The sequence below is a fragment of the Ruicaihuangia caeni genome (genome assembly GCF_029952955.1).
Lineage (GTDB): Bacteria > Actinomycetota > Actinomycetes > Actinomycetales > Microbacteriaceae > Ruicaihuangia > Ruicaihuangia caeni.
The window spans coordinates 93,716-108,894 of record NZ_JASATX010000004.1 but is presented as its reverse complement, the minus strand read 5'-3'; the positions used below and the strand labels follow the sequence as shown (position 1 = coordinate 108,894).

Annotated in this window: 14 protein-coding genes; 3 read left to right on the top strand and 11 right to left on the bottom strand. The window is 69.0% G+C overall.

Going from position 1 to position 15,179, the window contains the following annotated elements; genetic code table 11:
* Positions 1-37 precede the first annotated feature (37 nt).
* Positions 38-1,504, bottom strand: coding sequence for an NAD(P)H-quinone dehydrogenase (locus QF206_RS10315; protein WP_281489143.1), 1,467 nt, complete (start codon positions 1,502-1,504; stop codon positions 38-40).
* Between the two features lie 94 nt (positions 1,505-1,598).
* Here QF206_RS10315 and QF206_RS10310 point away from each other — a divergent pair, with 94 nt between their 5' ends.
* A complete protein-coding gene (locus QF206_RS10310) occupies positions 1,599-2,423 on the top strand; it encodes a purine-nucleoside phosphorylase (protein ID WP_281489142.1) in 825 nt (274 codons plus the stop codon).
* 68 nt (positions 2,424-2,491) lie between these two features.
* A complete protein-coding gene (locus tag QF206_RS10305; RefSeq protein WP_281489271.1) occupies positions 2,492-4,201 on the top strand; it encodes a phospho-sugar mutase in 1,710 nt (569 codons plus the stop codon).
* On the opposite strand, the gene QF206_RS10300 is transcribed toward QF206_RS10305, so the two are convergent.
* The 3 genes from QF206_RS10300 to QF206_RS10290 all read right to left on the bottom strand — a co-directional run bounded on the left by QF206_RS10300 (position 4,198) and on the right by QF206_RS10290 (position 6,312).
* The gene (locus QF206_RS10300; protein WP_281489141.1) at positions 4,198-4,515 is read right to left on the bottom strand and encodes an antibiotic biosynthesis monooxygenase family protein; all 318 of its coding nucleotides are present in this window, start codon (positions 4,513-4,515) and stop codon (positions 4,198-4,200) included. The genes QF206_RS10305 and QF206_RS10300 overlap by 4 nt on opposite strands.
* A 93-nt stretch (positions 4,516-4,608) precedes the next feature.
* Positions 4,609-5,049: a PTS sugar transporter subunit IIA gene (locus QF206_RS10295; RefSeq protein ID WP_281489140.1), complete on the bottom strand. Its 441-nt coding sequence runs from the start codon at positions 5,047-5,049 to the stop codon at positions 4,609-4,611.
* A 3-nt stretch (positions 5,050-5,052) separates the two neighbouring features.
* Positions 5,053-6,312, bottom strand: a complete 1,260-nt coding sequence (locus QF206_RS10290; RefSeq protein ID WP_281489139.1) for an adenosine deaminase — start codon at positions 6,310-6,312, stop codon at positions 5,053-5,055.
* 42 nt (positions 6,313-6,354) lie between these two features.
* Between QF206_RS10290 and uriH the strand changes: the two genes are divergently transcribed.
* Positions 6,355-7,302: a uridine-preferring nucleoside hydrolase UriH gene (gene uriH / locus QF206_RS10285; RefSeq protein WP_281489138.1), complete on the top strand. Its 948-nt coding sequence runs from the start codon at positions 6,355-6,357 to the stop codon at positions 7,300-7,302.
* Positions 7,303-7,309: 7 nt separating this feature from the next.
* On the opposite strand, the gene QF206_RS10280 is transcribed toward uriH, so the two are convergent.
* The 7 genes from QF206_RS10280 to QF206_RS10250 are packed head-to-tail and all read right to left on the bottom strand — an operon-like array spanning position 7,310 to position 15,126.
* Entirely contained in the window at positions 7,310-8,257 is a 948-nt protein-coding gene (locus QF206_RS10280) for a carbohydrate kinase family protein (RefSeq protein WP_281489137.1), read from the bottom strand.
* A complete protein-coding gene (locus tag QF206_RS10275) occupies positions 8,254-9,177 on the bottom strand; it encodes a pseudouridine-5'-phosphate glycosidase (protein ID WP_281489136.1) in 924 nt (307 codons plus the stop codon). The genes QF206_RS10280 and QF206_RS10275 overlap by 4 nt, the downstream gene beginning before the upstream one ends.
* A gap of 55 nt (positions 9,178-9,232) precedes the next feature.
* A complete protein-coding gene (locus QF206_RS10270; RefSeq protein ID WP_281489135.1) occupies positions 9,233-10,534 on the bottom strand; it encodes a thymidine phosphorylase in 1,302 nt (433 codons plus the stop codon).
* Positions 10,531-10,977, bottom strand: coding sequence for a cytidine deaminase (locus tag QF206_RS10265; RefSeq protein WP_281489134.1), 447 nt, complete (start codon positions 10,975-10,977; stop codon positions 10,531-10,533). The genes QF206_RS10270 and QF206_RS10265 overlap by 4 nt, the downstream gene beginning before the upstream one ends.
* 50 nt (positions 10,978-11,027) lie before the next feature.
* On the bottom strand, positions 11,028-12,326 hold the full coding sequence (locus QF206_RS10260; protein ID WP_281489133.1) for an ABC transporter permease: 1,299 nt from the start codon (positions 12,324-12,326) through the stop codon (positions 11,028-11,030).
* Entirely contained in the window at positions 12,323-13,609 is a 1,287-nt protein-coding gene (locus QF206_RS10255; RefSeq protein ID WP_422785384.1) for an ABC transporter permease, read from the bottom strand. The genes QF206_RS10260 and QF206_RS10255 overlap by 4 nt, the downstream gene beginning before the upstream one ends.
* Positions 13,606-15,126 (bottom strand): ABC transporter ATP-binding protein, encoded by a 1,521-nt coding sequence (locus QF206_RS10250; protein ID WP_281489132.1) that lies wholly within the window; start codon positions 15,124-15,126, stop codon positions 13,606-13,608. Before QF206_RS10250 ends, QF206_RS10255 begins: the two co-directional genes overlap by 4 nt.
* Positions 15,127-15,179: the final 53 nt, after the last annotated feature.

The following is a 15,179-nucleotide window of genomic DNA, read 5'->3' as shown; positions in this document are numbered from 1 at the left end:
AGCGACACCTGTCAGTGCGCACTCAGTCGCCGCGCGCTCAGTCGCCTGGGTCGAGCTCCGGCGCTGTCGACTGCACGACGACGTGCATCGCGCGCGCGGCATCCGTGATGCTGCCGGAAATGGACGGGTACACGGCGAATGCGCGGGCGATCTGATCGACCGTGAGCCCGTGCTCCACCGCCATCGCGATCGGCAGGATGAGCTCTGAAGCGCGGGGCGCGACCACGACACCGCCGATGACGGTGCCCGATCCGGTGCGTGCGAACAGCTTCACGAAGCCGTCCTTGACGCTCTGCATCTTCGCTCGCGCGTTCGACTTCAACGGCAGCTTGTAGACCACGCCCTGCACGAGGCCGTCGTTGATCTGCTGCTCGGCCCAGCCGACCGTGGCGATCTCGGGCTGGGTGAAGATGTTCGAGGCGACATTGCGCAGCTCGATCGGGTTCACCGCTTCGCCCATCGCGTGGAAGATCGCGGTGCGACCCTGCATCGAAGCCACCGACGCGAGCGGCAGGAAGTTGCTGCAGTCGCCGGCCGCGTACACGGAGGGAAGCGAGGTGCGGGCGACCCGGTTCACGAAGATGTGCCCCGACTTGGTCAGCTGCACGCCGGCCTCTTCCAAGCCGATGCCCGAGGTGTTCGGAACAGAGCCCACCGCCATCAAGCAGTGGCTGCCCTCGACCTTGCGCCCATCGCTCAGCGTCGCGACGACGCCATCGGCGGTGGCCTCGACGGATGCCGCGCGGCTCTTCGACAGCACCTGCATGCCGTTGCGCTTGAACACCTGCTCGATCACGTGCGCAGCGTCGGCGTCCTCCCCCGGAAGCACCTGGTCACGGCTCGAGATCAGCGTCACCTGGGCGCCCAGCGCCCGGTAGGCCGAGGCGAACTCCGCACCGGTGACGCCCGACCCGACGACGATCAGGTGCTCGGGCACCGCCTTCAGGTTGTACAGCTGCGTCCAGGTGAGGATGCGCTCGCCATCCGGCCTCGCGGTGTCGAGCACGCGAGGGCTCGCTCCGACGCTGATCACGACCGTGTCGGCCTCGACCGAGTCGAAGTCGGTGCCGTTGCTGCTGTCGGTGGAGACCACGAGGCGGTTCGGCCCGTCGAGGCGCCCATCGCCCTGCACGAGGTGCACACCCGCGCGCTCGAGCGAGGAGCGCATGTCTTCCGACTGCTGACGCGCCAGGCGCAACAGGCGCTGGTTGACGGCGCGCAGGTTCACAGCGACCTCGGCGCGAGTCGGGGTGCCGGCATCCGTGCGTGCGAAGAATTGCACGCCCACATCGCCTGACGACGCGATCGACGTCGCGGCTTCCGCGGTGGCGATGAGGCTCTTCGACGGCACCACGTCGGTCAGCACCGCAGAGCCGCCGATGCCCACGCGCTCGACCAGCGTGACCTCGGCTCCGAGTTGGGCGGCGGTCAGTGCCGCCTCGTACCCGCCGGGACCGCCGCCGAGCACGGCGACGCGCTGCTTGCGCTCGAAGAGGTTGGCCATGAGTCCAAGTCTGGCAGGTCGCGCGCAGCGGTGCTGCGTGCCCGGGCAGCACTTGCCTCGCGACGGCGCGTGCGGCCCCGACTAGTGTGTCTTCATGGCACAGCACCCCCTCGATGACCCGGCCGTCAACCCGTTCGAGATCGCTACCAAGGCAGCCGAGCAGCTCGCCGAACGCACCGGCGTCGACCAGCACGACGTCGCGCTGACGCTCGGCAGCGGGTGGGCGAAGGCCGCCGAGCTGATCGGCGAGACGGTCGCGGACTTCCCCGCCAGTGAGATCGTCGGATTCGGCGAGCCGGCGGTGGAGGGCCACATCGGCAGCATCCGCTCGATCCGCGCCGAGAACGGCACCCGTGCGCTCGTGTTGGGAGCCCGCACCCACTACTACGAGGGGCACGGGGTTCGCCGAGTCGTGCACGGAGTGCGCACCGCCGCAGCCGCTGGTGCGAGCACCATGATCCTCACCAACGGTGCTGGCGGCATCAAGTCGGCCTGGCGGCCGGGTCAGCCGGTGCTCATCAGCGATCACCTCAACCTCACCGCCGACTCGCCGATCGAAGGCGCCACCTTCGTCGATCTCACCGACCTCTACTCGAAGCGTCTCCGCGACGTCGCGCGTTCGATCGACCCTGAACTCGATGAGGGCGTGTACGTGCAGTTCCGCGGCCCGCACTACGAGACCCCCGCCGAGGTGCAGATGGCGAAGACCCTCGGCGGTCACATCGTCGGCATGTCGACCGCCCTCGAGGCGATCGCCGCGCGTCAGTCGGGTATGGAAGTGCTGGGCATGTCGCTCATCACGAATCTCGCCGCGGGCATCCAGACGACGCCGCTCAGTCACGCCGAGGTCATCCAGGCCGGGCGCGAGGCCGAGCCAGTGATCAGCGCGCTGCTCGCGAAGGTCGTGGGTGCGCTGTGACGCCCGACGATCGCGCACGACACGAGCACGGGGGTGCCGCGCCGGCGCCGGTCACCGATGCCGAAGCGCTGCTCACCGCCGCTCGCAACTGGCTCGCGCAGGACCCAGACCCGGCTACGCGCGCCGAACTCGAACAGCTGATCACCGACACGGATGCCGGCGATGCCGCCGCCCGGGCCGAGCTCGCCGACCGCTTCGCCTCGCGCCTCGCCTTCGGCACCGCGGGGCTGCGGGGCGAGCTCGGCGCCGGCCCGAACCGCATGAACCGGGTGCTCGTCGCCCAAGCCGCTGCGGGACTCGCGGCGTATCTCACCTCGCGGGAGCCCGCGCCCACCGTGGTGATCGGCTATGACGGCCGGATGAACTCGGATGTCTTCGCGCGCGACACCGCCGAGATCATGGCCGGGGCCGGCGTGCGAACGCTGCTCATGCCGCGCTTGCTCCCGACCCCGGTGCTGGCCTTCGCCGTGCGCCACCTGGGCACGAGCGCCGGCGTCATGGTGACGGCCAGCCACAACCCGCCTCGTGACAACGGGTACAAGGTGTACCTGGGCGGCGCGGACGGCGGCTCGCAGATCAACACGCCCGCCGACTCCGACATCGCCGCGCAGATCGAGCGCGTCGCCGAGCATCCGATCGCCGATCTGCCCCGCTCTGAGCGGTACGACCTCGTCGACGACACCGTGATCGACGCATACGTCGAGCAGACAGCCGGGCTCGCCGGCACACCGCCCCGCGGCCTCCGCTTCGTCTACACCGCGATGCACGGCGTCGGATGGGAGACCTCTCAGCGCGTCTTCGAGCGCGCGGGATTCGACGCCCCCGTGGTCGTGAGCGAGCAACTGCTGCCAGACCCGGCGTTCCCCACCGTCGCGTTCCCGAACCCCGAGGAGCCCGGCGCGCTCGACCTCGCGTACGAAGCGGCGCGCGATTCCGGGGCGGATCTGATCGTCGCCCACGACCCGGATGCCGATCGGCTCGCGATCGCGATTCCCCTGGCGCCGGGCACCGCGCCGGAGGGCTCGACGGATGTCGCTGACGCTGCAGACCCGGCCCGAGGCTGGCGACGGCTGACTGGGAACGAGGTCGGTGCGTTGCTCGGCTGGCGCGCGGCAGAGCGGCTGCAGCATCTCGACCGTCCCGGCACGCTCGCGGCATCACTGGTGTCATCGCCGGCACTCGCCGCGGTCGCGCGGAAGTACCGCCTCGACTACGCCGACACTCTCACCGGCTTCAAGTGGGTCTCTCGGGTCGGCGGGCTGGCGTTCGGCTACGAGGAGGCGTTGGGCTACCTCGTCGATCCGAAGAAGGTGCGCGACAAGGACGGCATCTCAGCAGCGGTCGATTTTCTGGCGATGGCGAGCGAACTGAAGGCGGCGGGATCGAGCGTGGCCGAACGGCTGCGCGAGTTCGATGCTCGTATCGGCGCGTTCGCCTCCACCCAGGTCTCGCTGCGATTCGAGAAGCGCAGCGAGCTGCCCGCCATCATGCGCTCCCTGCGGGAACGGCCGCCCGCACACGTCGGCGAGCTGCGCGTCGAGCGCATCGATGACTTCAGCGGCGGATTCGGCCCGTTCCCGCCGAGCGACATCCTCCGGGTGTGGATCGAAGGCGGCTCGCGCGTCATCGTGCGTCCGAGCGGAACCGAACCGAAGATCAAGGTGTACATCGACGCCGCGGGCTCAGACGGCACCGCCGAGGAGCGTCGGGCCACCGCGGATGGCATCGTCGCGCGACTCGAGGCAGGCGTGCGGCAACTGTTGCAGGGCGAACGCTAGCCGCGCTGCTCGTAGTGCCGCACGTGCAGGTCGCGTTCGATGAGATATCGATCGTCTTCGGGGTAGAAGACGGCCAGCGTCGGCTCTGAACCCGCGAATCGCTTCACCGCCTCCATCGATTCCCATCGGGAGACGGTTGTGACCTCCGTGCGACCGTCGCCGAGATCGCGAGTGAGCAACCAGGCGTCGAGATTGCCGGGAGTAGTGCGGTAGGCGTCGATGCCCGTCCCGGTGATGTAATGCACGTAATCGTCGCGGTCGTCGGTGCGTACCGCACCGGTCCACATCCGCACGATCGAGGTGATGGCAGTCATGCGGCCAAGCATGCTCCGCCGCGACTCAGCCGCACAGCGGGCCGCATCTCCCTGCAACCAGCCGCCTGACCAGGCCGGAAGCTGAGAACTGCGTCAGCTGCGAAGCAGAGCCCGCACGTCGGCCGGGCGCTCGGCGGCGGCGATGCTCGCGATCACCGATTCGTCGTTGAACACGTTCGCGAGCTCTGCGACGGCACTGATGTGCCGCTCAGGGCTCCGCACCGCGAGGCCGAGCACGACGCGCACCGGATCGTTGTACGGATGGCCGAACGAGACAGGTTCAGCGAGCGTCACCACGCTGAGCCCCTCGGTCAGCACATCCCTGCCCGGCCGCGCATGGGCGAGCGCCAGACCGGGAGCGATCACGATGTACGCACCGTGGTCCTCGACAGTCCGCACCATTCGCTGCGTGTAACTCGCGCGAGTGACGCCTGCGCGCTGCAGAGCGTCGCCGGCCCGGGTCACCGCGGCGCGCCAATCGCGCACGCGAGCACCGATGACGATCGCGCGTTCGGGGAGTGCTGGCAGCGGCATCCGTCAGCTGTCCTGGACCGACGGCCCGCCGAGCAGTTCCTCGCCCAGCACGTTGTCGTAGGCCTCGATGATGCGCCCAGCGAGCGCGACTCGGTCTTCGATCGGCAGGAACGCCGCGGCGACGGCGTTCAGCTGGAACTGCTCGAGGTCTTCGAGCCCGTACCCGAACGTCTCGGCGAGCAGGCCCAGTTCGCGCGTCAGCGTGGTGGCGCTCATGAGGCGGTTGTCGACGTTCACCGTCACCCGGAACCCGAGCTGGTACAGCAGGTCGAAGGGGTGCTCGGCGAGGGATTCGCCCCACGCCTCGATGGCACCGGTCTGCAGGTTGGACGATGGGCTCAGCTCGAGCGCGATCTCGCGGTCCTTGACCCACCGCGCAACCGGTCCGAGCGAGACGTAGGTGGCCTCGTCGTCCTGGCCTTCGAAGTCGATGTCCTCCGCGAGGCGCACGCCATGGCCGAGGCGCAGCGCACGGCCGTCGAACAATGCGCCCTCGATGCTCGCGAGACCGTCGGCCTCTCCCGCATGCACGGTGACCGGGAAGTGGTTGGCCGCGAGCAGGTCGAAGGCGTCGCGTGCCTTGCTCGGCGGGAAGCCCGCTTCGGCGCCGGCGAAGTCGAAGCCGACCGCGCCGGTGTGGCGGTGACGCAGCGCGAGCTCGGCGATCTCGAGCCCCCGGTCAGCGTGCCGCATGGCGGTCACCAGCTGGCCCACCCGGATCTCGTGACCGGATGCCGCGGCGTCCGCCATGCCGAGCTCCAGGCCCGACTGCACCGCCTCGACCGCCTCGTCGAGGGTGAGCCCAGCGGCGAGGTGCTGCTCCGGTGCCCAGCGCACCTCGGCGTAGATGACGCCGTCGGCGACCAGGTCTTCGACGAACTCGCGGGCGATGCGCTCGAGCGCAGGAGCCGTCTGCATCACGGCGACGGTGAGATCGAACGTCTTCAGGTATTCGACGAGCGACCCGGAGTCGGCGCGCTCGGCGAACCAGCGCCGAAGCGACTCAGCATCGTCGGCGGGCAGGGCCACGCCCGCTTCGCCGGCCAGTTCGATGATGGTCTGGGGCCGCAGGCCTCCGTCGAGGTGATCGTGCAGCGACACCTTGGGCAGCGGCGCGATGTCGATGCCGTCGACCAGGAAGACCGCGGCTGCGGAGTGGCCGCTCTCTGCAGTGTCTGATCGGTGCAACGCATCGGCCTCGGCGTGGGTGCCGCCATCTGGTTCGGCGGACATGTGCGTCTGGTCGTCGGCGCGGGCGATCATGTCTCAAATCTAGCCGGGGCCCCTGGCCGCTAGTCTCGGAATGTGCCCAAGAAGATCATTCTCGACTGCGACCCCGGCCACGATGATGCGATCGCCATGCTCTTGGCCCATGGCAGTCCCGAGATCGAGCTGCTTGCCGTCACCACCGTGATGGGCAACCAGACCCTCGAGAAGGTGACCCATAACGCGCTCTCGGTCGCACGCGTCGCCGGGATCACCGGTGTTCCCTTCGCTGCGGGGGCCCACCGCCCGCTGGTGCGCGAGGTCGAGACGGCGCCTTCGATCCACGGTGAGTCAGGGCTCGACGGCCCGGTGCTGCCCGATCCGGTGCTCGAACTTGATTCACGCCACGCCGTCGACCTCATCATCGACACGATCATGTCGCACGAGCCCGGCACGGTGACCCTGGTGCCGACCGGCGCGCTCACGAACATCGCGATGGCGGCGCGCAAGGAGCCGCGCATCGTCCCGCGGGTGCGCGAGGTGGTGCTCATGGGCGGCGGCGTGCACGTCGGCAACTGGAGCGCGGTCGCCGAGTTCAACATCGTGATCGACCCCGAGGCCGCCCACATCGTGTTCAACGAGAAGTGGCCGCTCGTGATGGTCGGGCTCGACCTCACCCACGAAGCCCTCGCCACCACCGAGGTGGCCGAGCGCATCGCGGCGGTGAACACGGTCCCGGCGCGCTTCGTCGGCGAGCTGCTCGAGTTCTTCGGCGAGACCTACAAGCGCGAGCAGGGCTTCGACTACCCGCCCGTGCACGACCCGTGCGCAGTGGCGTATGTGATCGACCCGACGGTGATGAAGGTGACCAAGGTGCCGCTCGACGTCGAGCTCACGGGCGCACTCACGCTCGGCATGACGGTCGCCGACTTCAGGGCGCCCGCCCCGGCGGAGTGCACGACGCATGTCGCGACCGATCTCGACCACGGCAAGTTCTGGGGTCTCGTCGTCGACGCGCTCAAGCGGATCGGCGACCCCGAGCAGTAAGCAGGACTCAGGGTCGCGCGCCGGTGCGCGCGAGAGCCCGCGCGGCGAGCCGCCCGCCGGCGAGCGCCGCCGAGACGGCATCCGCTGTCCGCAGCCAGTCATCGAGGAACGCGGCCGTGAACGCGTCTCCCGCGCCGATCGGGTCGCCGTCGTCGACAGGCCGCACCGGCACATGCGTGGCCTCGAGGCCAGGGGCGCACACGACGACGCCCTCTCGGCCCATGGTCATGGCGACGACTTCGAAGCGAACTCCGAGCGCGCGTACGATCTCCAACGGGTCGTCGAGCCCGGTGAGCACGCGGCCCTCGTCGAGGTTCGGCAGCAGCACGGATGCCCCGGCGACCGCGTCGAGAAAGCGCTCCACCCCGAAGTCGGTCAGCGAGCCGGCTGAACTCGCGTCGACCGATACCGTGATCCCAGCGTCGTGGCAGCGGGCGATGAACGCCTGGTAATCGACGACCGCGTCGGCATCGTTGAAGACGCTGTAGGCGGTGAAGTGCACCAACGCGGGAAGCGGCCGATCGCGCACCGAGTCTGCGCCCCACAGCCATTCGCCGACCTCAGCGGTGGTGAGCACGGCGTTCGCGCCGCGCTCGGTGAGCATGGTTCGCCGACCCTCCCCCTCGAGCAGCACGACGATGGTGCCCGTGGGGAGTCTCGAGTCTTCGACGAGCTCGGCCTCCACGCCGAACTCGTCCAGGAGCGCGGCATGATGCGCCCTGTCGCCTCGGCCGACGCGGCCGTAGAACCGCACTGGAGCGCCGATGCTGCCGAGCCATGCGGCGACGTTCGCGGCTGACCCCCCGGCTCGCCGTTCGATGCTCGCCGGGGTGTCGGTGTCGGGGCGGATCGCTGCGAGCGGGCGCACGACGATGTCGTCGATCACATCACCGAAGACCGCGATCGAGGCGCGTTGCGAGCCGTCGATAGCGCCGCGAATGCCGGCGTCGGTCACGCCCCCGACCCAGCCGCCCAGGCGGTCGCGATCTCGCCGGCCAGCCGCACGTTGTTGCGCGCGATGTCGAGGTTGACCTCCAGGCTCACGCCACCGGAGGCCTCCACGATCGTGCTGAGCAGGAACGGTGTGACCGCCTTGCCGTGCACGCCCTGCGCGTCCGCGGCGGCAAGGGCTTCGGCGAGCACCCGGTCGTGGGTCGCCGGGTCCCATTGCTGGTTCTCGGGAAGCGGGTTGGCGACCAGGATGCCGGCACGCTCACCCAACGCGTCCTGCTGCCGCATCACGGCCGCGATCTCGTCGGCCGACTCGACCCGCCAATCGAGGGCGTACCCCGAAGTGCGCAGCCAAAAGCTCGGGAACTCATCGGTGCGGTACCCGAGCACGGGCACGCTGAAGGTCTCGAGGCGCTCGAGCGTCGCGGCGATGTCGAGCACCGACTTGACCCCGGCGGAAACGATGGTGACCGGGGTGCGGGCCATCACCGAGAGGTCGGCTGATTCGTCGAACGTGCTGGATGCTCCGCGGTGCACTCCGCCAAGCCCACCAGTGGCGAACACTCGCACGCCGGCCTTGTCAGCCAGGAAGGCGGTGGCGGCCACCGTTGTGGCGCCGCTCGCGCCCTTGGCCGCGAGCACGGCCAGGTCGCGCACCGACGCCTTGAACATGGCCTCGTCCTCGGCGATGCGGCGCACACCCTGGTCGTCGAGCCCGACGTTCGGCACACCGTCGATGACGGCGATCGTCGCGGGCGTGACACCGGCGTCTCGCAGGATCGCCTCGAACTCCTGCGCCGCTTCGAAGTTGCGAGGGCGCGGCAGGCCATGGCTGATGATGGTGGACTCGAGAGCGACGACCGGCTTGCCTTCGGCGAGCGCCGAGCCCACCTCGTCGGAGATGCGAATGGATAGCGAGGACATGACCCCAGCTTGCCGCACTCTGCGGGTTCGACGCACCCGTGCGTCGTTCTGGGATTCAGCCGATGCGGTCGGCGATGAGCGGCCCGCCATCTTCGATGGCGTCGCCCTCGTCGCCGATGGCCCAGGCGCCTTCGAGCACCTCGAGCGCGCGCGCGAACCGGGCCGGCTCGTCAGAGCTCAGGGTGAACAGCGGGTCGCCCTCGCGCACGCTGTCGCCCGGTTTAGCGTGCAGATCGATACCCGCCGCGTGCTGCACGGGGTCGTCCTTGCGCGCTCGTCCGGCACCCAGACGCCAGGCCGCGACGCCGAATGCGAGAGCCTCCTGCTTGGTGAGCACTCCCGAACGCGGTGCCGTGACCACGTGCGTCTCGCGCGGAGCGGGCAGCGCGGCATCCGGGTCACCGCCCTGCGCCGTGATCATGGCGCGCCAGGTGTCCATGGCCCGGCCGTCGCGCAGCGCCTCTTCGACATCGGCCTCCGGCTGCCCGGCGAGCGCGAGCATCTCGCGGGCAAGCGCGACGGTGAGCTCCACGACATCGGCGGGACCGCCGCCGGCCAGGACCTCGACCGACTCGCGCACCTCATTCGCGTTGCCGATGGCGAGGCCGAGCGGCACGTTCATATTCGTCAGGAGCGCCGCCGTGGCCACGCCCGCGTCCTGTCCGAGCTGCACCATCGTCTCGGCGAGCTCGCGGCTGCGCGCCTGATCCTTCAGGAACGCGCCTGACCCGAACTTCACGTCGAGCACGAGCGCTCCGGTCCCCTCGGCGATCTTCTTCGACATGATCGACGACGCGATCAGCGGAATGGACTCCACAGTGCCGGTGATGTCGCGCAGGGCGTAGAGCTTCTTGTCGGCCGGCGCCAGGCCGGACCCCGCGGCGCAGATGACGGAGCCGACCGACTCCAGTTGCGCGAAGAACTCGTCATTGCTGAGGTCGGCGCGCCACCCGGGGATGCTCTCGAGCTTGTCGAGAGTGCCGCCGGTGTGGCCGAGCCCGCGGCCTGAGAGCTGCGGCACAGCGACGCCGAACGAAGCGACGAGCGGGGCCAGGGGCAGGGTGATCTTGTCACCGACGCCGCCGGTGGAGTGCTTGTCGGCGGTGGGCTTCTCGAGCGCGTCGAATCGCATGCGCTCACCGCTTGCGATCATCGCGAGAGTGAGGTCGCGGATCTCGCGTCGCGACATGCCGTTGAGGAAGATCGCCATCGCCAGCGCGCTCATCTGCTCGTCGGCCACGAAGCCTCGCGTGAAGGCGTCGATCAGCCAGTCGACCTGGGCGGTGGTGAGCTCGCCGCCGTCGCGCTTGGCGCGGATGAGGTCGACCGTGTCGAATGCCTCGAGCGCCCCGCTCATGCCCGGTACTCCTCGAGGGTGCGGGGCCCGAACGCATCCGGCAGGACCTCGTCGATGGTCTTGATGCCCGACACCGTCTCGAGGAGCATTCCCTCAGCCGAGTGCTCGTACAGCAGCTGGCGGCAGCGGCCGCACGGCATGAGCGTGTTGCCGTGACCGTCGACGCAGGTGAGTGCGACGAGCTTGCCGCCACCGGTCATGTGCAGCGCGCTGACCAGCGAGCACTCCGCGCAGAGCCCGACACCGTACGAAGCGTTCTCGACGTTGCACCCCGCGATGATGCGGCCGTCGTCGACGAGCGCGGCGACCCCGACCGGGAATTGCGAATACGGCGCGTAGGCCTTGGACATGGCGTCGTTCGCCGCGTCACGGAGGGCGGTCCAGTCGATCGCGCGCGCGGCCGACTTGGTCTCCGCGCTATCGGAGTCGCGTTCTGCAGTCATGGCCGATCCTCTCGCTCTCGGTGGCTCCGCTGCGGTCTGCGGATGCCGCCCTAGGACTTGATGTACGGTTTGCCGTCTGCGGCCGGTGCTCTCGAGACGCCGACGAGGCCCGCGACCGCGAACACCGTGACGATGTACGGGAGCATGAGCATGAACTCGCTCGGCACGGGCGAGCCGATCACGCCGAGCACGTTCTTGAGGTTCGTCGCGAACCCGAAGAGCAGCGCGGCGAGGGTCGCCTTCACCGGGTGCCACTTGCCGAAGATGACGGCGGCGAGCGCAATGAAGCCCATGCCGGCGGTCATCTCCTTCTGAAACGCGCCGACCGAGCCCAGGGTGAAGTACGCGCCGCCGAAGCCTGCGATCGCCCCGCCGAGCGAGACGTTCCAGAAGCGTGTGGCGGCCACGTTGATGCCCACCGTGTCGGCTGCCGTGGGATGCTCGCCGACCGAGCGGAGGCGGAGCCCCCAGCGGGTCTTGAAGAGCGCGAACGCGATTACCGCGACGGCCACGTACATGACGTAGACGATGATCGTCTGGCTGAACAGCACGGGTCCGATGATCGGGATGCCGCTGAGCACCGGGATGTCGATGCGGGCGAAGCGCTCCGGCGAGTTGAGCGTTGCCGCATCCGCCTGGAGCACCTTGGAGTACAGGAAGCTCGTGAGCCCGATGACGAGCACGTTGAGCACGACGCCGACGATGATCTGGTCGACGAAGTACTTGACCGCGAAGGCTCCGAGCACGAACGAGACGAGGAGCCCGGCGATCGCAGCGCCCAGCAGGCCCAAGTAGGGATTGTTCGTGACACTGGCGATCAGCGCCGAGGTGAAGGCGCCAGAGAGCAATTGCCCCTCGATGGCGATGTTGACAACGCCGCCTCGTTCGGAGATGACGCCCGCCATCGCGCCGAAGATGAGCGGCACGCTCAACGACACCGTGCCGATCAGCAGCCCGGGGACCGGTACCGTCTCGCCGGCGGCGGCCCAGGCCAGGAACCCCACCATGAACAGCACCGCGAACACGATGACCACCCAGAGCGGGGTCTTGCGGCGCTGGCGCACCAGGATCGCGCTCCACAGGGCGATCGCGAAGAGCGCGATGGTGACGATCACTCCGGTGACGAACGCCGGAACGATGAGGTCGGGGATCTGGATGAAGTCGCGGCCGGTGGAGAGCCGGAACCCCGTCTCCGCCTCGGCGCGCGGGTTCAGCACGAAGAGCACCAGCGCGAGGAGCGCGAACACGCCGAAGGCGATCGGTGCCTTCCAGCTCACGACCGCGGCCCGCGCGACCGCCACGGCTCCGTTGGAGGTCTCGGCTGCTGGAGCCTGCGTCTCGGCGCTCATGCGGCCGCTCCCTTCTCAGCGCGACGATCGGAAGCGCGTACTCGGCGGCGAGGCGCGGTACCCGGCGTCGGCAATCTGAAGATCGCACGCACCAGGGGCGGTGCCGCGATGAAGAGCACGATCAGCGATTGCACGACAAGCACGATGTCGACGGGAACCTGGGCCGCCGCCTGCATGGTGAAGCCGCCCGCCTTGAAGGCTCCGAAGAGCAGCCCCGCCGCGAAGATGCCCCACGGACGGGAGCGGCCCAGCAGCGCCACGGTGATCGCGTCGAAGCCGATGCCGGCGTCGATGCCCGAACTGAAGCCGCTCGTCACCGTGCCGAGCACCTGGTTCACCCCGGCAAGCCCGCACAGGGCGCCCGAGATGGTCATCGTCCAGATGTAGACCGATGACACGCTCATGCCAGCGGTGCGTGCAGCGTTCGGGTTGATGCCCACCGCGCGGAACTGGAAGCCCATGCTGGAGCGGTTCAGCAGCCACCACACGTACACGGTCGCTGCGATGGCGGTGAGGAAGCCCCAGTGGACGTTGTGCCCGGGGAACAGCGGGGGGAAGATCGCCGTCGGCTCCATGGGCGGCGTCTTCGGCGTGTTGCCGCCGGGCGCCTGCAGCAGTCCGGGGGTGCGCAGCATGTACATGAGGAAGTACAGCGCGACGAAGTTCAGCATGATCGTCACGATGACCTCGTGCGCACCGGTCTTCGCCTTGAGGAGACCGACGATGCCTCCCCAGATGCCGCCGGCGATGAGGCCGGCAGCGACGGCGACGATCACGTGGATCACGGGGGGCAGGTTGAACGAGAACCCGACCCATCCTGCGGCTGCGGCGGCCATGATCATCTGCCCACGGCCGCCGATGTTGAACAGGCCCGCCCGGAATCCGAGCCCGACCCCGAGGCCGGCCGCGATCAGCGGGGTGGCGAACACGAGCGTGTCGGTGAGCGAGGTGAGCGCCGAGCCGACATCGTCGCGTGCGAAGTTATAGATCGAGCCGCGGAACAGCGCGAGGTAGGCCTTTGAGACCGCGTTCCAGATCGCAGCGAGCATGTCGCCGGGACGGGCGAAGAAGTACCCGGCCGTCTGCTGCACGCGAGCATCGGTGACGGCGATCAGGATGCCGCCCGCTATCAGCGCGAGCAGCACGGCCAGCACCGAGATCATCGCGCTGCCGCCGACGATGTCGCGCATCGCCTGCTGCCAGCGCGACGACTGCTCGACCGTGCGGTCGCGCTGCTCCGGCGCCGGCTCCGGCTGGGTCACGACTTCGGTCTGCTCGCTCACGCGGCCTCCCCCGCTCCTGCGGGCGTCTCGCCCGCCATCATGAGACCGAGCACCTCGCGGGGCGTGTCGCCCGGCACGATGCCCACGATCTTGCCGCGGTACATCACCGCGATGCGGTCGGCCAGCGCGGACACCTCGTCGAGCTCAGTCGAGACGACGATCACGGGGATGCCGGCATCCCGCGTCTGAATGATGCGCGAGTGCACGAACTCGATCGAGCCGACGTCGAGGCCGCGGGTAGGCTGCGCCGCGACCAGCAGACGGAGGTCGCGGCTCAACTCGCGCGCGAGCACGACCTTCTGCTGGTTGCCGCCCGAGAGCCGGCCGGCGAGGGAGTCGATGCCCTGAGCTCGGATGTCGAATTCCTTCGTCTTCTCGCGGGCGAAGTCATCGCGGAACCCGAGTTGCAGGTTGCCGAACCGCACGAACGGTTCCCCAGTGGAGCGGTTGAGCATCAGGTTCTCGGCGATCGTGAACTCCGCCACGAGGCCGTCTTCTGTGCGGTCCTCCGGAACGAAGCCGACACCTGCGTCGAGGATCTTGCGCACACCGCGCTTGACGATCTCGCGCCCGTCGAGCGTGATCGATCCCTTGACGTGCGGCTGCAGACCCAGCAGCGCCTCGGTGAGCTCGGTCTGCCCGTTGCCCTGCACTCCGGCAATGGCGAGCACCTCGCCGGCGCGCACCTCGAATGAGACGTCATCGACGTGCACCTGGCCGGTGGCGTCGGCGACGCTCAGCCCGTCGACGACGAGCACCGGTTCACCGAGGCGCGGCGGCTCCTTGTCGACCGAGAGATCGACCGCGCGCCCGACCATCATCGACGCGAGCTCGGTCGTGCTGGCTTCGGGAGATGCCTCGCCGACGACTTTGCCGAGCCGGATGACGGTGATGCGATCGGCGACCTCGCGGACCTCGCGCAGCTTGTGAGTGATGAAGACGATGGAGGTGCCGGCATCCCGGAGCTGGCGCATGATCGCCATCAGCTCGTCGGTCTCCTGCGGCGTGAGCACTGCGGTGGGCTCGTCGAACACGAGCACCTTCGCATCGCGCGAGAGCGCCTTGATGATCTCGACCCGCTGCTGCACACCGACGGGCAGCGTCTCGACGAGCGCATCCGGATCGACGTGGAACCCGAAGCGGGCGGAGATCTCGCGCACCTGCTCGCGCGCGGCGTCGAGATCGAGCACGCCGCCGGTCTTCGTCGCCTCGTGCCCGAGCATGACGTTCTCGGCCACGGTGAAGACGGGGATGAGCATGAAGTGCTGGTGCACCATTCCAATGCCCGCCGCCATGGCGTCGCCCGGCCCGCTGAAGTGCTGCACCTCACCGTCGAGGAGCACCTCGCCCTCGTCGGCCTGGTACAGGCCGTAGAGCACATTCATCAACGTCGACTTGCCCGCGCCGTTCTCGCCGAGCAGGCAGTGGATCTCACCCGGCTCGACAGTGAGCGAGATGTGGTCGTTGGCGACCAAGGCACCGAATCGCTTCGTGATGCCGCGAAGTTCGAGCTTCATGTTCCCGATTCTAGGAGGGGGCAGAAGCGCGGTGCGGGTGTTCACGAGGAGTC